The following is a 19,055-nucleotide window of genomic DNA, read 5'->3' as shown; positions in this document are numbered from 1 at the left end:
CCGGTAACCCCGAGGGCGCCCGCGCTCAGGGCGGACGCCTGTTCCGGACCGACGCCGGTCCTGCGGGGACGCGCGGGGATCCTAGGCGGCCGGTCGCGCCGGCGCGTCCGCGGCGCGGGACGGATCCGTCGCCGTCGGGCGGCGCAGCGTCGTCCGGACCATGGCCTCGATGCCCTCCGCCGCCGAGGCCTCCGAGAACAGGCTCAGGTAGCGCGCCCGGGCCGCCCGGCCGAAGTCGCGCCAGCGCGCCGGGTCGGCGACCAGATCCGCCAGCACGGCGGCGATCGGCTCCGGGCCGCCCGGCGGGACGATCCAGCCGGTCTTCCCGTCCTCCACCACCTCGGGCAGGCCGCCGATCGCCGTGACGAGCGGCGGCACGCCGTAGGACATCGCCTCGATCGCCACGCGGCCGAGGGATTCGGGCCGCTGCGACGGCATCGTGACCACGTCGGCCCAGCGGTAGAGGGCGGTGGGATCGGCCACGAACGGCTCGAGCGTGACCTGCGCGGCGAGCCCCGCCTCGGCGATCCGCCCGACCAGGGCCCGCTCGCGGGCCTCGTCCTCGAAGGCGCTGCCGACGATGCGCAGCGCGATCCGCCGACGCACGGGCTCCGGCAGGGAGGCCAGCGCCTCCACGAGGACGTCCTGGCCCTTGATCCGGCTGATCCGGCCGAGCATCAGCACGCGGAGCGGGCGGGCGCCGTCGTAGGCGCTCCGATTCGGCTCGGCGGGACCCGCGATCCCGTTGTAGACGACCCGGGCGGTCGCCCCGCGGGGCAGGGCGTAGGCCCGCTCGGTGGCGCGCGAGTTGAACACCACGTTGGCGCCGCTCCAGCGGATCAGCCCGCGCAGGACCTTCAGCACGGCGCCTTCGGGGATCTCGTGGACGTGGACGATGCTCCGGCCGGGGACCAGCCGGGCGGCCAGCAGGTAGTCGGCCACCACGGTGGTGTTGATGTAGACGAGGTCGCTCGCGCGGATGCGGCGCCACGCACGGATCATCGCGATGGGCAGAGCCATCAGACCCAGGGTTACGAGGCGCGCCAGGTTCTTGCGCCGCAGGATCCAGAGCGGGGCGATCACGATCTCGCTGGCGAAGGGCTCCAGCGCGGCCACGATCGGCCCGCGTCGCGGCAGCACCACGTCGATCCGCGCACCCGGATGGGCGGCCCGGATCGTGCGGACGGTCTCGATGAAGCAGCGATCCGAGCCGTACAGCTCGAATCCCTGGTGGACGCACGTGATCCGAAGCTCCGCAGCGGCGTTGCCGACGGCCCGCAGCGCGGGGGCGGCAGCACGATCGCTGTCGCGCGCCGCTCTCAGTCCGAAGTTATCTACCATAAGATGATTTCTGTATTGAATAAACAACTAGCAGTTGTAGAGACCGGTCGTCGGGATTGTATCCTTCGGATCTACAATAGGGCCGACACATTGGAAAGGAAGTTTCATGCCTGACCGCGCACCGAAACTACTTATTCTCGGAACGCGCGGTATCCCGGCCGCCCACGGTGGTTTCGAGACTTTCGCGGAACGTCTCGCGCTCTACTTGGTCGAACGCGGCTGGCAGGTCGGCGTGTACTGCCAGAGGGATGTCGAGGCGGTGCGGGACCGCATCGTGCGGAGCACCTGGAACGGCGTCGAACTGATCACCGTGGAGATCGGCCTGCGCGGTCCCGTCGCGACGCTCGCCTTCGACGCGATCTGCGCCCACGACGCCGCGACCCGCGGCGGCGTCTGCCTCGTGCTCGGCTACAACGGCGCCGCATTCCTGCCCTACCTGCGGGCGCGGGGCGGGCGTATCCTGACCAACATGGACGGGATCGAGTGGCGCCGTCCGAAATGGTCGCTGCCCGTGCGCGCCTTCTTCTACGTCAGCGAGTGGATCGCCGCGTGGTCCTCGCAGCGGCTGGTGGCGGACCATCCCGTCATCGCCGACCACCTCGCCCGTCGCAGGCCGCGCGGCGCCATCGCGACCATCCCGTACGGCGGCGATCCCCCGGCGGCCGATGTCGGACCGCCGCCCCTCGGCCTCGAGCCCGACCGCTACCTCGTCTCGATCGCCCGCATCGAGCCAGACAACAACATCCTGACGCTCGTCGAGGCCTTCTCGCGCCGTGCCCGCGGCGTGCGGCTGGTGGTGCTCGGCACGCTGCGGGTCGGCAACCCGTACCATCGCGCCGTGGAGGCAGCCGCCTCGCCGGAGGTGCTGTTCCCCGGGGCCATCTACGAGCCCGGGCAGGTCCAGGCCCTGCGGGTCCACGCGCGGGCCTACCTCCACGGCCACACCGTCGGCGGCACCAACCCGTCGCTGGTCGAGGCGCTCTGGGCGGGCAACGCCGTGGTCGCCCACGACAATCCGTTCAACCGGGGCACGGCTGGCGACGGTCAGTTCTACTTCTCGGATCCGGACAGCTGTGCCGCGGCGATCGAGCGTGTGCTCTCCGACGGGGCCGCGGTCGCGGCGGCCCGCGCGGCGGCGCGGGCGCGCGCCGAGCAGTTCCGCTGGGATACCGTGCTGGCCTCGTACGAAGATGCGCTGCGCCGTGTCGGCGGCTACCCGCCGGCCCCGGACAACGCGGCGCGCGCCGCCGCGGCAGCGCCCGTCAGCGCCACGGCCGGTCCGGGATGGTAGGCCCCAGCCGCCGGTCGGTGCTGGCCGGCGTCCTCGCGGCGGGTGCGGGTGTCCGGCCTGTCCAGGGTAGTCCCGCGCCGGTCACCCTGCGCCGCGGCATCGCCCTCTGGCCCTGGTTCTCGCTGACCACCGAGTACCCGCCCCCGCGGACCGACTACGCGTGGCCGCCCTTCCAGGCCGGCCGGCCGGTGCCGACCCGCGACGACCTCGCCCGGATCGCCGGGTTCGGCTTCGACTTCGTGCGCCTGCCCCTCGATCCCGGGCCGTTCGTGGCCTTCACGGGGCCGCGGCGCACCGAACTCCTCGGCACCTTGTCGGAGGCCGTCGACGCGGCGCTGGCGGCCGGGCTGCGCGTCCTGGTCAATGTCCAGGCGAACGCCGCGACCCACCACTACACGCCCGACGCGTTCTACGGCTCGGACCGGGCGCCGCTCTTCGCGGCCTATCGCGACCTCGTCGGAGACCTCGCGCGCCTGTGCGCGCGGAAGGGCACGGACCGCGTGGTCCTGGAGCCGGTGAACGAGCCGCCGCAGGCCTGCGGCGGCGGCGCCTGGAACCGGGTGCAGGACGGGCTCCTGGCCGCGGCCCGCGCGGCCGCGCCAGCGCTCACCCTGGTGGCGACCGGCTCCTGCGGCAGCCTCGTCGCCGGCCTGACGGCTCTGGATCCGGCCGCGCTCGCGCGGTTCGCGCCGCTCCTCTACACGTTCCACTTCTACGAGCCGTACCTGTTCTCCCACCAGGGGGCGACCTGGCTCACCGAGGAGCCGTTCTACCGCTGGCTCACCGTCGTGCCCTGGCCCGGGAGCCGCGGCACGCTGCGCGAGACCCTCGCGGCGGTGCGGGCGCGCATGGAGACGGACCGCACGGTGCCGCAGGCCGAGAAGGCGCGCGACCGCGCGGTGATCGAGGCGAAACTGCACGCGTATTTCGAGGCCGCGCCCGGCCCGGCCTACATCGCCGACGCGATGGCGCCGGTCGCGACCTGGGCGGACCTCTACGGGATCCCGCGCGGGCAGGTGCTGATGGGCGAGTTCGGCGCCCTGCGCACCGACGCCCGTTTCACGGCGTCCCGGGCGCCGGACCGGGCCGCCTACATCCGGGACGTGCGGCTGGCGGCGGAGGCGAACGGGTTCGCGTGGTCGTTCTGGAACCTGTTCGACGGCCTCGGCCTCATGGACGACGCGCACGTCGCCGATCCCGCCCTGATCGCGGCGCTCGGGCTGCGGGCCCGGCCCTGAGGCGGTCCCCGACCGATCCGCGGCTCGGGCCCTCTCAGCCGCGGCGCGGAAGGGGCGGGAACAGGACGATGAGCATCAGGGCGAACTTGGCGAGCAGGGTCGTCTTGCCGGCCAGGCCCTCGAACGTGTTCACGAGGATCACGAAGGCCAGGATCGGGAGCCAGACGCCGCGCCGGCAATCCCGCGCGATCTCCGCGAGGTAGAGCCCGACCGCGATCACCAGCACCCCCGTGACCAGGATGCCGTGGTAGAGCACGGCCGAGATGATCGAGTTCTCGATGCCCCATTCCAGGCCGTAGATCCGGCGCAGCGTGTTCACCTGCAGGAAGTCGGGGGCGAGCAGGAGCTGCCGGAACGGGATCGCGTCGAACACCGTGAGCATGTCGACCCGGGCCTGCGCGCTGCCGCCGTCCGAGACGAACCGGTCCAGCAGGGTGTCGAAGAACCCGGCCGAGGCGAGGACCGCGACCAGCACGGGCAGCAGCGTCAGGGCGAAGCACGCGCAGGCCGCCGCCGCCAGCGGGACGCGGCCGGTGCGCAGGGTGCGGTTCAGGGCCACGAGCCCGACAGTGCCGCCGAGGATCAGCGTCGTGACGGTGGCCGAGCGGCCCCCGAACGTGACCAGGGCGACGAGCTGGAGGACGATCATGGCGGCGCGCGGCATCGGCGCCAGGCGGCCGCCGCCCTTGGCCAGCGCCAGGATGTAGCACGCCGTCATGGTCGCGTTGGCCAGCGGGTGGCCCTGGAGGGCCGCCGAGCGGGTGTCGGACTCGAACGCCACGCCGTCGAACCGGTAGGGGAAGAAGCGCTGGCCGCTCGCGAGCTCGAACAGGCCGAGCAGGGCGTTGGCGAGCATCACGAGGTGGAAGATCGTCTCCAGCCGCCCGAGCGTTTCGGCGTCCCTGTCCATCAGGAGGATCGGGACGAGGCCGGCGAGCACGAAGGTGTCGATGGAGCCAGCGAGGCCCGCGCCGCCCCGGGCCGCGATCAGCGCGAGGAGCAGCACGCCGCAGGCGGCCAGGAGCACGCTGGCCGGCCGCCGGTTCAGCGCCCCGGCCACCGGGATCACCGGATTGCCCGCGCGCATCAGGGTCCAGCCGATCAGGACGACCGCCAGGTAGGTGGCGGGGTGGATCTTCGAGGCGGCCGAGCCGGTGATCCCCTCGTAATTGAGGCCGAGCACCCACAGGAGGCCGCCCGAGACCCCGACGAGGAGCAGGGCCCAGACCGACAGCGCCACCGATTCCGCCCGCAGCAGGGCGCGCAGCACCGGACCCGTGCGCGCCGCCGGATCGTGGCGGCGCGCGAAGCCGGTCTGCCGGAGGGTCCTCACGCCTTGCGCCGGGTCAGGAGCAGGGAGCCCGAGATCGGCCGGCCCAGCGCCTCCGAGGTGTCGACGAGGTCGATCAGGTCGCGCTGGCGCGTCGCGCCGTTGCAGGCGACGAGCAGCAGCCGGTCGGCGGCGGCCGCCAGGGGACCGAGCCGCAGGTTCTCGGTCAGCACGCCGCCGTCGACGAGCACGAGGTCGAAGCGTCCCTTCACGCCCGCGATGAAGCGCTCGACATTGGCGGGGGTCAGGGCATCGCGCAGGGGCTTCTCGGTGTCGCCGAGCCCGACCAGGCGGGCGCCGGAGGCCGGGTCCGTCCGGGTCACGGCGTTGAGGCTCTGCTCGCCGCGGAGCACGTCGAGGAGGCCGCCGGTGCCGGAGCCGTCCGCCCGCAGGTCGGCGTCGACGCGCAGGACGCGGTCGCCGCGCGCGACGGCGACCGCGGCGAGCAGCCCGATCACCGCCTGGCGCTCCGCCTCGTCGGATTCGCCCGAGGTGACGAGCAGCGCCAGCGCGTGGCCGCGGGTGCCGGAGGTCGCGGCCAGGTGATCGAGGGTGACGCTGGCGGCGGTCGCGCTCGCGCCCCGCGGCCGCAGGCCGGGCAGCACGGCCACGACCGGGGCGTGCGACAGCCGCTCCAGCTGCCGCGGCGAGAGCACGGTCGGCGCGAGGTATTCCCGCGTCAGCGCGAGGCCGGCGCCGAGGCCGAGGCCGCCCGCGAGGGCGGCGGCGACCAGGATCAGCCGCGGCGGCCAGCTCGGATCCTGCGGCGGCCGCGCCGCGGTGATGATCCGGGCGTTCGAGCTGTCGATGCTGGTCTGCTCCTTGATCTCCCGGGCGCGCACCAGGAAGGCGTTGTAGACCGAGCGCGCCGCGTCGACCTCGCGCTCGAGCTCGCGCTGCTGCACCGACGACTGGGCGTTCACCGCCGACTGCCGCTGCAGGCGCTCCAGCTCCGCCGCGAGGGTCCGCTCGTTGGCCTGGGCCCGCTGGGCCTCGGTCTCCGCCGCGCCCGCGATGCGGTTCAGCTCGGCGTCGATCAGCCGGCGGACGTCCTGCATCTGGGCGCGCACCGCGGCGATGAACGGGTGGCGCTCGCCGAGATTGGTGCGCAGGTCCGCCTCCTTGGCGGCGAGCTCCGCGTACTGCCCGCGCAGGCGCTCGATCACCGAGGACTGGACCGCCTCCGGCATCGCCCCGGACCCGATCGCCTGCCCGCGCGCCTCCCGGATCCCCTGGAGCCGCGCCCTGGCGTCGGCGGTCCGCGCCCGCGCGGCGACTAGCCGCGCGTTCAGGTCGGTGAGCTGCTGCTCGTTCACGAGCCGGCCGCTCGACGCGATCAGGCCGTTGCGCGCCTTGTAATCCTCGAGCTTCTTGTCGGCGGCGTTGACGGCGCTGCGCAGCTCGTCGAGGCGGCCGCGCAGCTCGCCCGCGGCGCGCTTGGCGGCGTCCGAGCGGGCGTCGGTCTGGTCCGCCAGGTAGGCGCTCGCGATGGCGTTGACGATCCGCGCCGAGAGGTCGGGATCCGTCGTGGTGACCACGAGATCGATGACGAAGACCTTGTCGGCGCGCTTGACCGCGAGCCGCCGCCGCAGCTGGTCCAGCGCCCGGCCGCGGGCGTCGACGGGCCGCTCCGCCCTCGGCCCGGCCACCAGCGCGCGGAGTTCGCCGAGGACCCGCGTGACGACGCCGTCCTGCGGCGCGCCGAAGCCCGGCGTGGTCGCGAGCCCGACCTGATCGACCGCCCGGCCCAGCACGGCGTCCGACTCGATCACCTTCACCTGGCTCTCGACCTGGGCGATGCCGCCGTCCGGCGACAGCCCGGCGGGGTTGACGTCGTTCGAGACGACCTGGCGGTCGCGGGGATCGATCAGGATCTGCGCGGTGGCGGTGTAGAGGGAGGGCGTGATCAGCGCGTAGGCGAGGGCGAGCAGGCCGAGCAGCAGCGCCGTCCCGAAGACCAGCCGCTTGCGCCGCCACAGGATCCGCCACAGGTCGCCCAGCTCGGCCGTCGTGTCGGGACGGTTGGGGCCCGGACGCTCGGGATGGGCCGGCTGCACGGGGGTGAGCCACGTCGCGACAGCGATGTTATGGTCGATCTGTGCCACGATCGGTCACCGTCGTCTCAAACCTGGTCGGTCCCTCGCGGGTGCCTTCCCCACTGCAAGAGTCGCGCAGCCTCCTGACAATGGATCGGGACCGCGATCCGCGCCGGAGCGGCCCGGATGACTGGGAGCGTGGTAAATCAAATCCGCGCGGCGCGCTCCCGCGCACGCCTCGTTCATCGCGGTCCCGGTGTTGCTGCAGCGTGTCGGCCGCGCGGACGCGGCGTCGCATCGCGGCGGGCCGCCGAGGGACCGTCCGGATGTCCCGCACGCCGCGCTGCCGCAGCGCCCGCCGACCCCGAGCCATGCGTTCAGACATCGGCGTGGATAACGCCTTCGGGCTGCTCTATTCCCCGATCGGATAAATTGTATTGGCTCTTCCGAGACGCAACAATCGCTTCAAGCTGCGATCTGTACTCTAATTCAGGTGCTCTGCCATGGAAGCGATCGGCGTCGAGGACCGGGGCGGCGGCCGGCGCGACGCCAGCGCCCGCCTGCGTCGGATCGCGGCCGCGACCGGCGTCCCGCTCGCCGCCTTCTTCGGGGCGCCGGCGCCGCGCCCGCTGGCCGAGCTCAGCGAGCTGATCGGCCTGTGGCAGTCGATCGCCGACCAGGAGGGCCGCAACGCGATCCTGGCGGTGGCCCGGGCGCGGGCCGCCGGGACGAAGGACGGGCCGGGCGGGCCGGCCTGACGGACCGGCCCGCGGATTTTGCGGTGCCCGGCCCTGGCGGGAACGCGCCGGGACCGCTACATGATGGGAGCGGGGCTGCAGAGTTCGTCAGGAGCACTATCCCCGGGGCCTTATCGACTCCCTCGGGAGCTGTCCCTGGCCTCGTCCCTGGACTTGGCCAACACGGCGCCCACCTACGCTGTAGGTTTCCCGGGATCGATCCTCCAACGGCTCACGTGGCTCCGCACCCGACCTCTCCCAGAACCGGCACCGAGGCTCCGGACGCCGCCCGCAAGGCGGAACTCCGCGCCGCGGCCCTCGCCGCCCGCGACGCCCTCGATCCCGCGGCCCGGCAGGCGGCCTCGACGGCGATCGGGACCGCGCTCCTCGCGCTGCCCGAGCTCGCCCAGGCCCGTCTCGTGGGCGCCTTCTGGCCGATCCGCAGCGAGGTCGATCCCCGGCCCGCCGCCGAGGGCCTGCGCGCCCGCGGGCAGGCCGTGGCCCTGCCGCACGTCACGCCGGACGGCCTGGTGTTCCGGGAATGGCGCGCCGGCGACGCCCTCGTCGCCGGCCGGTTCGGCCTCAGCGAGCCCGACCCGTCGCTGCCGCCGGTGGAGCCCGACGCGCTGATCGTGCCGCTCGCGGCCTTCGACCGGACCGGGCAGCGCATCGGGTACGGCCGCGGCTACTACGACGGCGCGATCGCGCGCCTGTCCCGGACGAACCCCGTCCTGACCGTCGGCATCGGCTTCGCCGCCCAGGAGGTGGCGCGGGTGCCGGCCGAGCCGCACGACCGCCCCCTCCAGTTCGTGATCACCGAAGTCGGCGTGATCCGCTGCGACAGGACCGCCTGACCCATGCGCTTGCTCTTCCTCGGCGACGTCGTCGGGCGTTCGGGCCGCACCGTGGTGTGCGAGCACCTGCCGCGGCTCCGGGAGCGGTGGCGCCTCGACTGCGTGGTGGTCAACGGCGAGAACGCGGCCGGCGGCTTCGGCATCTCCGAGACGATCTGCGACGAGCTGATCCAGGCGGGCGCCGACGCGGTCACCCTCGGCAACCACAGTTTCGACCAGCGCGAGGCGATGGTGTTCATCGCCCGCCAGCCGCGCCTGGTGCGGCCGGCGAACTATCCGCCCGGCACCCCGGGCCGCGGCGCCACAGTCGTGGAGACCCAGGGCGGCGCCCGCGTCCTCGTGGTCAACGTGATGGGCCGGGTCTTCCTCGACGCGATGGACGACCCCTTCGCGGCGGTGGAGCGCGAGCTCACCGCCTGCCCCCTCGGCGCGGCGGCGGACGCGGTGATCGTCGACGTCCACGCCGAGGCGACGAGCGAGAAGCAGGCCTTCGGTCACTACCTCGACGGCCGGGCGAGCCTCGTCGTCGGGACGCACACGCACACGCCCACGGCGGATCACCGGATCCTGCCCGGCGGCACGGCCTACATGTCGGATGCGGGCATGTGCGGCGATTACGATTCGGTGATCGGCATGCAGAAGGACGAGCCGATCCGCCGCATGATCCAGAAGACGCCCGGCTCCCGCTGGGAGGTCGCCGTCGGCGAGGGCACGCTGTGCGGCATCGCGGTGGAGACGGACGCGCGCGGCCTCGCCACGCGGGTCGCGGCCCTCCGCCTTGGGCCGAATCTCGAGGAGACCGCGCCGCATTTCTGGGATTAGCGCCCTGTCCGGCCCGGTGGATGCCGGTTTGGCGTAAGGCGGTCGCGGGCCGCTAAGCCTTTTGTGCGGGACCGGTCTCGATCGGCCTGGGCATAGCTCCGCGATGACCTTCCCGAGACTTGATCGCGTGCGGGCCTACCCCCACAGTGCCCCCCGAGGGGCGCCGATGGCCGGCTGCCGCGTGGTGAGATCAGGCTAGAACGATCGATGGCCGCCCGAGAAACCGGCGACGACAAGAATGGGCCGCTGGCACAGCCCGGGATCTATCTCGGGCGGATGGTCATCTTCCTGATCCTTGTAGGCTTCCTGGCCTTCATTCTGTTCCGGCAGATCACACCGGCCTTCCTGGCCAATCCCGGGCTCAACGGGCTCATCCTCGGTGTGCTGCTGATCGCCGTCCTGATCGCCTTCGGGCAGGTCGTCCGGCTGTTCCGCGAGACCGCCTACGTCAACGCCGTCGCGGGCGGCGCGCAGGTCAAGAAGCCGCCCGCCCTGCTGGCGCCGATGGCGCCGATGATCGCCGCGCGGGCCGGCGGAGCCACCCTGCCGGGGACGACCGGCTACCTCGACACGATCGCGGTGCGCCTCGACGAGGGCCGCGAGATCCTGCGCTACATCTCCGGCATCCTGATCCTGCTCGGCCTGCTCGGCACCTTCTGGGGCCTCATCGACACGCTGTCGGCGGTCGGCGGCGTCATCAAGGGCATGCGCGGCGGCGGCGATGCCGGCGTGATGTTCGACGAGCTGAAATCGGGCCTCGCGGTGCCGCTCTCGGGCATCGGTCTGGCCTTCTCGGCCTCGCTGTTCGGCCTCGCCTCGTCGCTGATCACCGGCTTCCTGGAACTGCAGGCGGGCCAGGCCCATGCCCGGTTCCACAACGAGCTGCAGGACTGGCTGATGTCCGGCGCGGCAGCTCCGGAGACGGCGCCGGTCGCGGCGGCGGCGACCGCGGCGCGGCCGGCCGCCGGCACGCAGGAGCTGAAGGAGGCGGTCGACCGCCTGAGCGCCCTGGTGGCCGAGGGCGGCGGCAGCCGCGCGGCGACCCAGGCGATGACCAACCTCGCCGAGGGCATCCAGGGCCTCGTCCAGCACATGCGCGCGGAGCAGCAGATGATCCGCGACTGGGTCGAGGCGCAGGCGAGCCGCGAGCGCGAGCTGAAGCAGGTGCTGGACCGGCTGGGCCGGGAGCGCGTCTAGTGGCCTCCACGGCGACCCGGACCCGGCGGACGCTCAACGTCTGGCCCGGCTACGTCGACGCGCTGGCCACGCTGCTGCTGTCGGTGGTCTTCCTGCTCACGGTCTTCGTGGTCGGGCAGTTCTTCCTGTCGCAGGAGCTGACCGGACGGGACGAGACCCTGGCCAGGCTCAACCGCCAGATCGCCGACCTCACCGACCTCCTCGCCCTGGAGCGGACGAACCGCCGCAACCAGGAGGAGGAGGCTCGCAATCTCCGCACGACGCTCGCCGGCGTCGAGGCCGAGCGCGACCGGGCCAAGGTGCAGGCCGAGGCCGCGACGGTCAGCCAGGGCGCGGCGGGCACCCTCGACAAGCAGCTGGAGACCGAGCGCGGCGCGACCCGGCGGGCGCAGTCCCAGATCGACCTGCTCAACGAGCAGATCAGCGCCATGCGCCGCCAGCTCGCAGCCCTGGAGGACGCCCTCGCGGCCTCCGAGAGCCGCGACAAGGAATCCCAGGCCCGGATCGCCGAGCTGGGCAGCCGGCTGAACGTCGCCCTCGCGCAGAAGGTCCAGGAGCTGGCCCGCTACCGGTCCGACTTCTTCGGCCGCCTGCGGCAGATCCTCGGCAACCGGCCCGACATCCGCGTGGTCGGCGACCGCTTCGTGCTGCAATCCGAGGTGCTGTTCCCGGCCGGCTCCGCGACCCTCAAGCCCGAGGCCGGGCCGGAGCTCGACCGCATCGCCGGCGCGGTCTCGGAACTCGCCAAGCAGATCCCGGCGGACCTGCCCTGGGTGCTCCGCGTCGACGGGCACACCGACGCGCGCCCGATCAGCACGTCGCAGTTCCCGTCAAACTGGTCCCTCTCGGCGGCGCGCGCCATCGCGGTGGTGCAGTTCCTCGCCGGCAAGGGGATCCCGCCGCAGCACCTCCTGGCGGGCGCCTTCGGCGAGTTCCAGCCCCTCGAAGCCGGGGCGACCGAGGAAGCCTACGCCCGCAACCGCCGGATCGAGATGAAGCTCACCGAGCGCTAGCGCTGTCGGGCCGTCGCGGCGCCACCGGGTGTGTCGGCGCGCGGCCCGCGTCCGGTGACCAGTTTCGCGCCGATCTCGCTCCGCATTCCCAGGTGCATGTGCCGATCAGGCCAGCATCCGATCGTCTTACGAGAGCTTCGAACACCAGAAGCCGGAAGAGATAGGCGGCAATTGTTCCGGCGGGCGCCGATTTCACCTGTGCGCGCCGCAGCTCTGCTGGATTAACGCATCGTTATCCTTGACGTCCCATGGTGCGGCCGATCCAGGGAGACCGTATCGATGTCGAAGCTCAGCCTGTCCCTGAACGCGGTTCGGCCCGGAGCCGACGATCACCCCCGGCCGCACGTCGCCCTGCGGGACGAGGCCAGCGCGATCGCCGCGGCCGTGCGGGTCTTCGAGGACGGGCTGACGGACCTGCACGCGGGCGTGGCGGCCGCGGACGACGCCGCGTCCGCCGCGGCGGCGGCCGACGCGGCGACCGGCCTCCTGGCCGGCATCGCCGGTCAGACCAGCCTGATGGCGCTCCGGGCCGCGATCGAGGCGGCCCGCGACGGCGGAGAGGGCCGGGGCTTCGCGGCCGCGGCCGCGGAGGTCAGGGACCTGGCCGGGCAGATGGCGCGGGCGACCGACACGATCGTGGCCCAGGTCGGCCAGATCCAGGCCGCGGCGGAGCGGGCGCAGGATACCGCGACCCGGGGGCAGCGCCAGGCCGCGTCCGCGCATTGAGGCCGCGCACCCCGCACCGGCGATCCGTCGCGCGGACGGGCGCCGCCCCGGGCGGCTCCGGGCGCGGCCCGGCTACTCGGCGACCGGCAGGCGCTCGCCCCGGCTGCGGGGCTCCTTGCCCCGCGCCGTCTCGTCCAGCGCGTCGGTGAACTGCAGGTTCGCGAGCTGGGCGTAGAGCGCGCCCTGAGCCAGCAGGCTCTCGTGGGTTCCGGTCTCGACGATGCGGCCGTCGTCGAGGACCAGGATGCGGTCCGCGGCGCGGATCGTGGCGAGCCGGTGGGCGATCACCAGCGTAGTCCGGCCCTGCATCAACGTGGCGAGGGCGGCCTGGACGGCGCGCTCGGACTCGGCGTCCAGGGCCGAGGTGGCCTCGTCGAGGAGCAGGATCGGCGCGTCCTTGAGGATCGCCCGGGCGATGGCGATGCGCTGCCGTTGGCCGCCCGAGAGGGTCACGCCGCGCTCGCCCACCTGGGTCGCGTAGCCCTGCGGCAGGGCCGAGACGAAGCCGTGCGCGTTGGCGAGTTCGGCCGCGCGCCGGACCTCCGCCTCGCCGGCCTCCGGGCGGCCGTAGCGGATGTTCTCGGTGACGGTGCCGGAGAACACGACGGGGTCCTGGGGCACCAGGGCGATGCGGGCGCGCAGGCGCTCGGGATCGACCTGGGCGATGTCGGCGCCGTCGACCAGGATCCGGCCGCCCTGCGGGTCGTAGAAGCGCAGCAGCAGCTGGAACACCGTCGATTTGCCCGCGCCGGAGGGGCCCACGATGGCGATGCGCTCGCCGGGCGCGGCCGCGAAGCTGAGGCCGCCGAGGGCGGCGTGTTCCGGGCGGGTGGGGTAGGCGAAGCGCACGTCCTCGAATGCCACCGCGCCCCGGGCCGGCTCGGGCAGCGGCAGGGCCGGGGACGGCGCGCGGATCGCGGGCTCGGCGGCGAGGATCTCGGTGAGCCGCTCGGCCGCGCCGGCCGACATGGCGAGGTCGCCGTAGACCTCGGAGAGCTGCCCGAGGGCGCCGGCGCCGAACACGGCGTAGAGCACGAACTGCGAGAGCTCGCCGCCCGTCATCGTGTGGTTCAGGACGCCCTGGGCGCCGTACCACATCACCCCGACCACCGAGGCCGAGATCAGGAAGATCGCGACGCCGGTGAGCAGCGCGCGGGCCCGGATCGAGGCCTGGGCAGCGCCGTAGGCCTCCTCGGAGGCCGCCGCGAACCGGGCCGCCGTCGAGTCGGAGCGGCCGAAGGCCTGCATCGTCCGCACCGCCCCGACCGCCTCGGCGGCGTAGGCCGAGGCCTCGGCGAGCCGGTCCTGGGCCGCCCGGGAGCGCCGGCGCACGCCGCGGCCCGACACGATCAGCGGGAAGACGATGATCGGGATCGCGGCCAGCACCATCACCGACAGGCGCGGGCTCGTCACCACCATCATGGCGGTGGCGCCCACGAACAGGAACAGGTTGCGCAGCAGGATCGAGACCGAGACGCCGAAGGCCGACTTGATCTGCGTCGCGTCCGCGGTGAGCCGCGAGACGATCTCGCCGGACTGCGCCCGGTCGAAGAACGCCGGATCGAGCTGGGTCAGCCGCGCGAAGACGGCGCTGCGGAGGTCTGCGACGACCCGCTCGCCCAGCGTCACCACTGTGTAGACGCGGGCCGCGCTCGACAGCGCGAAGGCCGCGACGACGCCGAGCAAGGCGAGGAAATAGGCGTCGATCACGTTCGAGCCGTCGGCGGTAAAGCCGTGGTCGATGACCCGGCGCATGGCGATCGGGACGACCAGCGTCGAGGCCGACGCGCAGATGAGGGCGACGAGCCCCGCGGCGATCCGCGCGCGGTAGCGCAGCGCGAAGGGGAGGAGCGGCCGGAGGGCGCTCAGCGGGGCTCTGGGTCGGCCGGCCGCGGCCGCCTTGGTCTTACGGGCCATCACGCCTCACGTGTTGTCGTTCTCCCGGTCCGCGGCGCTTGTGACCGGGGAGCGGCTGCGGTATAGGCCGCCGCTCATCCGATTGCGTGTGTTCAATGGCCGCGGGCCGCCACCACGGTCGGCTTGGACGTGCCGTTGCCACGAACCCATGGTTCGGTGCAACCGGTGACATCTTCCGCATTCCGGGCCGGGCGGCGCCTCCTGCGCTTCCCGCCGGCGTGCCAGACAGGGACCAAGGTCATGGCGAAGGACGCGGCCGCGAAGGCCAAGGGGACCGAGCACCCCGATTACCACTTCATCAAGGTCGTGATGACGGACGGTACCGAGTACCAGACCCGTTCGACCTACGGGAAGGAGGGCGACACCCTCAATCTCGACATCGATCCGCTGACCCATCCGGCCTGGACCGGCGGTGAGCAGAAGATGCTCGACCGCGGCGGCCGCGTGTCGCGCTTCAACTCGCGGTTCGGCAACCTCGGCAAGCGCTGAGCGCCGCAGCCGTCACGGCGACGCTGTTCGAGACGGGCGGTCCCTGCCGGGGCCGCCCGTTTTCGTGCGCGGCGTCGCGCGGCCGCGCGCGTTATCCACAGGACGGGTTTGCGAAGATCGCCCGGACCTTGGCGCGAACCGCGCGTCCGGATGCGTGGACGGGAACGCTTCTTCTCGGTCGGGGCGCACCCGCGGCCTCCGCGGCCGGACCCGGCCGCCGCCGGCGCATTCAAAGCGCGGCCGGGCCGTCGTATCCTTCCCCGGTCACCCGCGGTTCGCCGGAACTCCGCCGCGCGGGCGGCCCGCCTGTCCGGGGGCCGAGGCTCTCCGGACGCACTGCTAGGATCGAGATCCGATGAGACGTCTGCTGCTGCTGTTCCTCGCCCTGGTCGGTCTGGCCGCCGCGCCGGCCATGGCCGCGGACAAGATCAAGGTCGGCATCATGGGCGGGGATGCCGAAGTCCTCTGGGCGAAGGCCAAGGAGATCGCGGCCCGCGACGGGCTCGACATCAACCTGGTGGTGTTCTCCGACTACCTGCTGCCGAACGAGGCTCTCCAGTCCGGCGACCTCGACGCCAACGCCTTCCAGCACAAGCCGTTTCTCGCCAACCAGGTCAAGGCGCGGGGCTACAAGATCGTCCCCGTCGGCGAGACGATCGTGACACCGATCGGCCTGTACTCCAAGCGGGTCAAGGCCGTCGGGGACCTGAAGGACGGCGCGCAGATCGGCATCCCGAACGACCCGTCGAACGGCGGTCGGGCGCTCCTGCTGCTGCAGGCCGAGAAGCTGATCCGCCTGAAGGACGGGGTCGGCCTGCTGCCGACGGTCTTCGACGTCGTCGACAATCCCAAGCGCCTGAAGTTCCAGGAGGTCGACGCCGCGCAGCTGCCCCGCAGCCTCGAGGATCTCGACGCCGCGGTGATCAACACCAACTACGCCGTCGATGCCGGCCTGATCCCCGGCAAGGACTCCATCGCGATCGAGTCCAAGGTCGACAACCCCTACAACAACGTCATCGTGGTCCGCGAGGCGGACACGGGCAAGCCCTGGGTGCCGAAGCTGGTCCACGCGTTCCAGAACGACGCCATCCGCCAGATCCTGAAGGAGCAGTTCCCAGGCCAGTTCCCGGCGTTCTGAGCGTCGGGGCCGGGACGCCGGCCTCGCGCGGCGGCGCTCTCCGGAGCGTCGCCCGGCCCCCGCTCAGCCCTCGCTCATGCGGAAGGCCATCCGCAGCAGGCCCTGCTGCGCGGCGACGGGGCTCTCCACCGGCTGCGGCGTCGGCCGGTCCTCGGCGATCAGCGCGTCGAGGTGCAAGATGCGGCTGTGCAGGCGACGGGCCCGGAGGATCAGCTGCTGCAGGCGCATCGGCAGCAGGTTGAAATCCTGCTGCTTCGGCGGCTCGGCGGTGCCGAGCTTGACCCGGTGCTTCTCCAGGAGGGCCTCGGCCGGGGTCATCTCGCCCTCGGCGACGGCGCGCTGCACCAGCAGCCACGAGGCGATCTGCATCAGCAGCGTGGTCAGGCGCATGCTCTCGGCCGCGTAGCTGAGCGTCGCGTCCCGGGACACGAGGCGCGACTCGTCGCGGCCCTCGCCGTCGAGATAGGCGGCCGTCTCCTCGACCAGGGTCATCCCGTCGCGGAACAGCGCCTTGAAGGCTTCCGAGTTGACGTAGGACCTGCCGAAATCGACCCAGTCCTGATCGTCCCGGAACGTGACATCGAAGCCGTTCATCTGCCTCTCCTGTGCCGTCCGACGGCCCGGCTCGTTCCGATCCGGGACGCTCCGTCCGTGGCTTTCGGACGACGCCGCAATCCTAGCGCCGATTGGCCCGGACAGCAGGGTTCATGTTTTTTTAACCTTAACCCGCCGCCCGGGATCTGGAGAAGTGCCGCGGATGGCGGCACCCGCGCTCAGAACGAGGCGCGGATACCGCCGAAGACGCTGCGGCCGCTCCCGGGATAGAAGGCGGCCAGCGCGGCCGGGCCGCCCGCCGTCGCGGCGGCGTTGGCCACCACGGCGATGTCGGAGACGTAGCGGGCGTTCGTGAGGTTGCGGGCATCCACGAACAGGGCGACGCCGTCGGCGAGATCGAGGCCGGCCTCGACGCCGAGCAGGGCGTAGCCGGGCACCCGCAGGGTGTTGGCGTGATCGGCGAAGGCGCCCTGCGGCACCCAGTCGAGCGACGGCGCGACGTGGAAGCCGCGCGGGTGCCGGTAGCTCATCACGGTGCGCAGCACGTCGGCCGGGATCCCGGCGATGCGGTTGTTGCCGAAGACCGGGTCGCCGACGAACCGGAAGTCGTTGTGGGTCCAGATCTGGGTCACGCTGAGCCCGTCGCCCGCCGCCGCGAGGTCGCGGGCGAGGTCCAGGGTGAGCGCCGCCTCGACGCCCTGGTGGACGGAGCGGGGGGTGTTGAAGGTGGCGGCCGGGATGTTGAGGCCGGGATTGGTCGCGAAGTTGATCAGCTCGTCGCGCAGGTCCGACCGGTAGAGCGTCACGTCGAAGGCGAGGCGGTCGACGCGGCCGCGGGCGCCGGCCTCGTAGGTCCAGGCGCGCTGCGCCCGCAGGGGCACGAAGGTCGTGCTCAAGAGGTTCTGCTGCACGAGGTCGGAGAAGTCCGGCACGTCCCGGGACCGGACGACGTCGCCGAAGATCTGGATGTCGGGCCGCGGCTGCCACAGCAGGCCGACTTTGGGGTTGACGCCCGCATAGGTCACGTCGGCGAAGCGCGGGTTCGGGTTGCCCGGCAGCCCGCCCTTGTCGCTGAAGGTCCGGTTCGACGAGAACGCCTTCGCGCCGGTCATCAGCGCCACGTCCGGGAGGAACCAGAATCGATTCTCGCCGTAGGCCTCGAGGCTCGAGGCGCTCTGGAGGGCGTTGAGCGTCTGCGCGCCCCGCTGCCCGCGGACGTTGAAGAATTGCAGCGCGGAGTTCTGGCCCGCGAAGGCGCGCAGGCCCAGCAACACGTCGTCGCGGAAACCCCCGAGATCGAAGGTCCCGGCCCAGTGCGGGCTGATCCCGTAGGTCCAGCCGTCCTGGTCGATCGCCTGAAAGATCGGGTGGTACAGGCTCTTGTGGATCGCCCAGGTGTCGACGTCGAGCTTGCCCACGTCGAGCAGGAACGAGGTGCGGTTCGCGATCCGCTCCGTCTCGACCTTGCGGGACTGGTTGCCGGTGATCGCCGTCGGGTTGGCCAGCGTCGGGGTCGAGAGGCTCTGGCCGAGGGTCAGGGTGCCCGGCAGCTTCTGATCGGTGAGGTAGGTGCCGAGATAGAAGCGGGTCTCGATGTCGGGCGCGATCCGGTAGCCGATATTGGCGTTGAAGTTCTTCGTGGCCTGGGCCTCGTGGGCGCGGAACCCGTCGGAATTGGTCAGCGTCGCGTTGACCAGCCCGTCGAGCGGCCCGTCGATGCGGGACATCTGCGCCTGCTCGCGAATCGTGCCGAAGCTGCCGCCGTCGACCCGCAGGATGTTGGGCGCCAGCGCGGTGTAGGCCGTGGGCGTGACGGCGTTGACGGCGCCGCCGAGCGTCGTCGCCCCGAAGGTCAGGGCGTTGCCGCCCTTGTAGACCTCCACCGAGCGCAGGGCGAGCGGGTCGACCTGATAGAAGTCGCCGCTCCCGTCCGCGAGGTTGAGCGGGATCCCGTCCTGCAGCAGCTCGAGCCCGCGCAGGTGGAAGGCGCGGGCGATGCCGGAGCCGCGGACCGACAGGCGCAGCTCCTGCCCGTAGCGCTCCTGCACGTAGACGCCGGGCACGTCCTTGAGCACGTCGCGGAGCGTGTTGGTGTAGCGGTCCTGGAGCGCCGCGGCGTCGACGAAGGCCACGGAGCCGACGGTCCCCGCGAGGGCGGCCCTCTGGCGGTCGACGCTCGGCACCGAGAGCGAGCCGCGGGTCTCGTCCGACGGCGCGTCCGTCGCGGCGGCCCCGACGACGCTGAGTTCGGACAGGGTGACCGAGGCGGCGGACGGTGCCTGGGCCGCGGCCGGCGTCGCGCAGGTGAACAGCAGGAGCGCGGCGCGTCGGCCGGCCCGGAACTGGCGGGGCATGGTGTGGATCCGTGTCT

The 19,055-nt window shown here is 72.6% G+C and carries 16 protein-coding genes and 1 other RNA gene; 11 read left to right on the top strand and 6 right to left on the bottom strand.

Translation table 11 applies throughout. The annotated features are described in order from the left end of the window. Nucleotides 1-81 precede the first annotated feature (81 nt). The gene (locus tag H288_RS0100815) at nucleotides 82-1,341 is read right to left on the bottom strand and encodes a glycosyltransferase family 4 protein (RefSeq protein ID WP_020090694.1); all 1,260 of its coding nucleotides are present in this window, start codon (nucleotides 1,339-1,341) and stop codon (nucleotides 82-84) included. 106 nt (nucleotides 1,342-1,447) lie between these two features. On the opposite strand from H288_RS0100815, the gene H288_RS0100810 reads away from it, so the two are divergent. Both H288_RS0100810 and H288_RS0100805 read left to right on the top strand, forming a co-directional pair. Continuing rightward, the gene (locus tag H288_RS0100810; protein WP_026604548.1) at nucleotides 1,448-2,632 is read left to right on the top strand and encodes a DUF1972 domain-containing protein; all 1,185 of its coding nucleotides are present in this window, start codon (nucleotides 1,448-1,450) and stop codon (nucleotides 2,630-2,632) included. Then, the gene (locus H288_RS0100805) at nucleotides 2,626-3,870 is read left to right on the top strand and encodes a cellulase family glycosylhydrolase (RefSeq protein WP_026604547.1); all 1,245 of its coding nucleotides are present in this window, start codon (nucleotides 2,626-2,628) and stop codon (nucleotides 3,868-3,870) included. Before H288_RS0100810 ends, H288_RS0100805 begins: the two co-directional genes overlap by 7 nt. Before the next feature lie 34 nt (nucleotides 3,871-3,904). On the opposite strand, the gene H288_RS0100800 is transcribed toward H288_RS0100805, so the two are convergent. Both H288_RS0100800 and H288_RS0100795 read right to left on the bottom strand, forming a co-directional pair. After that, the gene (locus H288_RS0100800) at nucleotides 3,905-5,203 is read right to left on the bottom strand and encodes a VpsF family polysaccharide biosynthesis protein (RefSeq protein WP_020090691.1); all 1,299 of its coding nucleotides are present in this window, start codon (nucleotides 5,201-5,203) and stop codon (nucleotides 3,905-3,907) included. Continuing rightward, nucleotides 5,200-7,305 carry an exopolysaccharide transport family protein gene (locus H288_RS0100795; RefSeq protein WP_020090690.1) on the bottom strand — a complete coding sequence of 702 codons (2,106 nt, stop codon included), beginning with the start codon at nucleotides 7,303-7,305 and terminating at the stop codon, nucleotides 5,200-5,202. Before H288_RS0100795 ends, H288_RS0100800 begins: the two co-directional genes overlap by 4 nt. Before the next feature lie 434 nt (nucleotides 7,306-7,739). On the opposite strand from H288_RS0100795, the gene H288_RS0100790 reads away from it, so the two are divergent. From H288_RS0100790 to H288_RS0100765, 7 genes are all read left to right on the top strand, one after another. After that, a complete protein-coding gene (locus H288_RS0100790; RefSeq protein WP_020090689.1) occupies nucleotides 7,740-7,994 on the top strand; it encodes a hypothetical protein in 255 nt (84 codons plus the stop codon). A gap of 69 nt (nucleotides 7,995-8,063) precedes the next feature. After that, nucleotides 8,064-8,220: non-coding RNA, 6S RNA (gene ssrS, locus H288_RS33700), on the top strand. Next, nucleotides 8,210-8,827, top strand: coding sequence for a 5-formyltetrahydrofolate cyclo-ligase (locus tag H288_RS0100785; RefSeq protein ID WP_020090688.1), 618 nt, complete (start codon nucleotides 8,210-8,212; stop codon nucleotides 8,825-8,827). The genes ssrS and H288_RS0100785 overlap by 11 nt, the downstream gene beginning before the upstream one ends. A 3-nt stretch (nucleotides 8,828-8,830) precedes the next feature. Beyond that, on the top strand, nucleotides 8,831-9,649 hold the full coding sequence (locus H288_RS0100780; protein WP_012322254.1) for a TIGR00282 family metallophosphoesterase: 819 nt from the start codon (nucleotides 8,831-8,833) through the stop codon (nucleotides 9,647-9,649). A gap of 207 nt (nucleotides 9,650-9,856) precedes the next feature. Next, complete coding sequence (locus H288_RS0100775; protein WP_020090687.1) at nucleotides 9,857-10,846, top strand: MotA/TolQ/ExbB proton channel family protein; 990 nt, start codon at nucleotides 9,857-9,859, stop codon at nucleotides 10,844-10,846. After that, nucleotides 10,846-11,859, top strand: a complete 1,014-nt coding sequence (locus H288_RS0100770) for a peptidoglycan -binding protein (RefSeq protein WP_020090686.1) — start codon at nucleotides 10,846-10,848, stop codon at nucleotides 11,857-11,859. The genes H288_RS0100775 and H288_RS0100770 overlap by 1 nt, the downstream gene beginning before the upstream one ends. Before the next feature lie 279 nt (nucleotides 11,860-12,138). After that, nucleotides 12,139-12,585 carry a methyl-accepting chemotaxis protein gene (locus H288_RS0100765; RefSeq protein ID WP_020090685.1) on the top strand — a complete coding sequence of 149 codons (447 nt, stop codon included), beginning with the start codon at nucleotides 12,139-12,141 and terminating at the stop codon, nucleotides 12,583-12,585. A gap of 72 nt (nucleotides 12,586-12,657) precedes the next feature. Here the strand turns inward: H288_RS0100765 and H288_RS0100760 are convergent, their stop codons facing one another. Further along, nucleotides 12,658-14,502, bottom strand: a complete 1,845-nt coding sequence (locus H288_RS0100760; RefSeq protein ID WP_020090684.1) for an ABC transporter transmembrane domain-containing protein — start codon at nucleotides 14,500-14,502, stop codon at nucleotides 12,658-12,660. A gap of 240 nt (nucleotides 14,503-14,742) precedes the next feature. Between H288_RS0100760 and rpmE the strand changes: the two genes are divergently transcribed. Together rpmE and H288_RS0100750 are read left to right on the top strand one after the other, a co-directional pair. Next, nucleotides 14,743-14,991 carry a 50S ribosomal protein L31 gene (gene rpmE, locus H288_RS32010; RefSeq protein ID WP_012322259.1) on the top strand — a complete coding sequence of 83 codons (249 nt, stop codon included), beginning with the start codon at nucleotides 14,743-14,745 and terminating at the stop codon, nucleotides 14,989-14,991. A 355-nt stretch (nucleotides 14,992-15,346) separates the two neighbouring features. Then, a complete protein-coding gene (locus H288_RS0100750; protein WP_020090683.1) occupies nucleotides 15,347-16,129 on the top strand; it encodes a MetQ/NlpA family ABC transporter substrate-binding protein in 783 nt (260 codons plus the stop codon). Between the two features lie 63 nt (nucleotides 16,130-16,192). Here H288_RS0100750 and H288_RS0100745 read toward each other — a convergent pair whose 3' ends face one another. Both H288_RS0100745 and H288_RS0100740 read right to left on the bottom strand, forming a co-directional pair. Next, on the bottom strand, nucleotides 16,193-16,723 hold the full coding sequence (locus H288_RS0100745; RefSeq protein ID WP_020090682.1) for a DUF1465 family protein: 531 nt from the start codon (nucleotides 16,721-16,723) through the stop codon (nucleotides 16,193-16,195). Between the two features lie 179 nt (nucleotides 16,724-16,902). Further along, complete coding sequence (locus H288_RS0100740; protein WP_020090681.1) at nucleotides 16,903-19,038, bottom strand: TonB-dependent receptor; 2,136 nt, start codon at nucleotides 19,036-19,038, stop codon at nucleotides 16,903-16,905. Nucleotides 19,039-19,055 lie beyond the last annotated feature (17 nt).

The sequence above is a fragment of the Methylobacterium sp. 285MFTsu5.1 genome, from assembly GCF_000383455.1.
In the GTDB taxonomy this organism is placed as follows: Bacteria; Pseudomonadota; Alphaproteobacteria; order Rhizobiales; family Beijerinckiaceae; genus Methylobacterium.
Note: the sequence above shows the minus strand (reverse complement) of the source record. Positions and strands in the feature narration are given on the sequence as shown.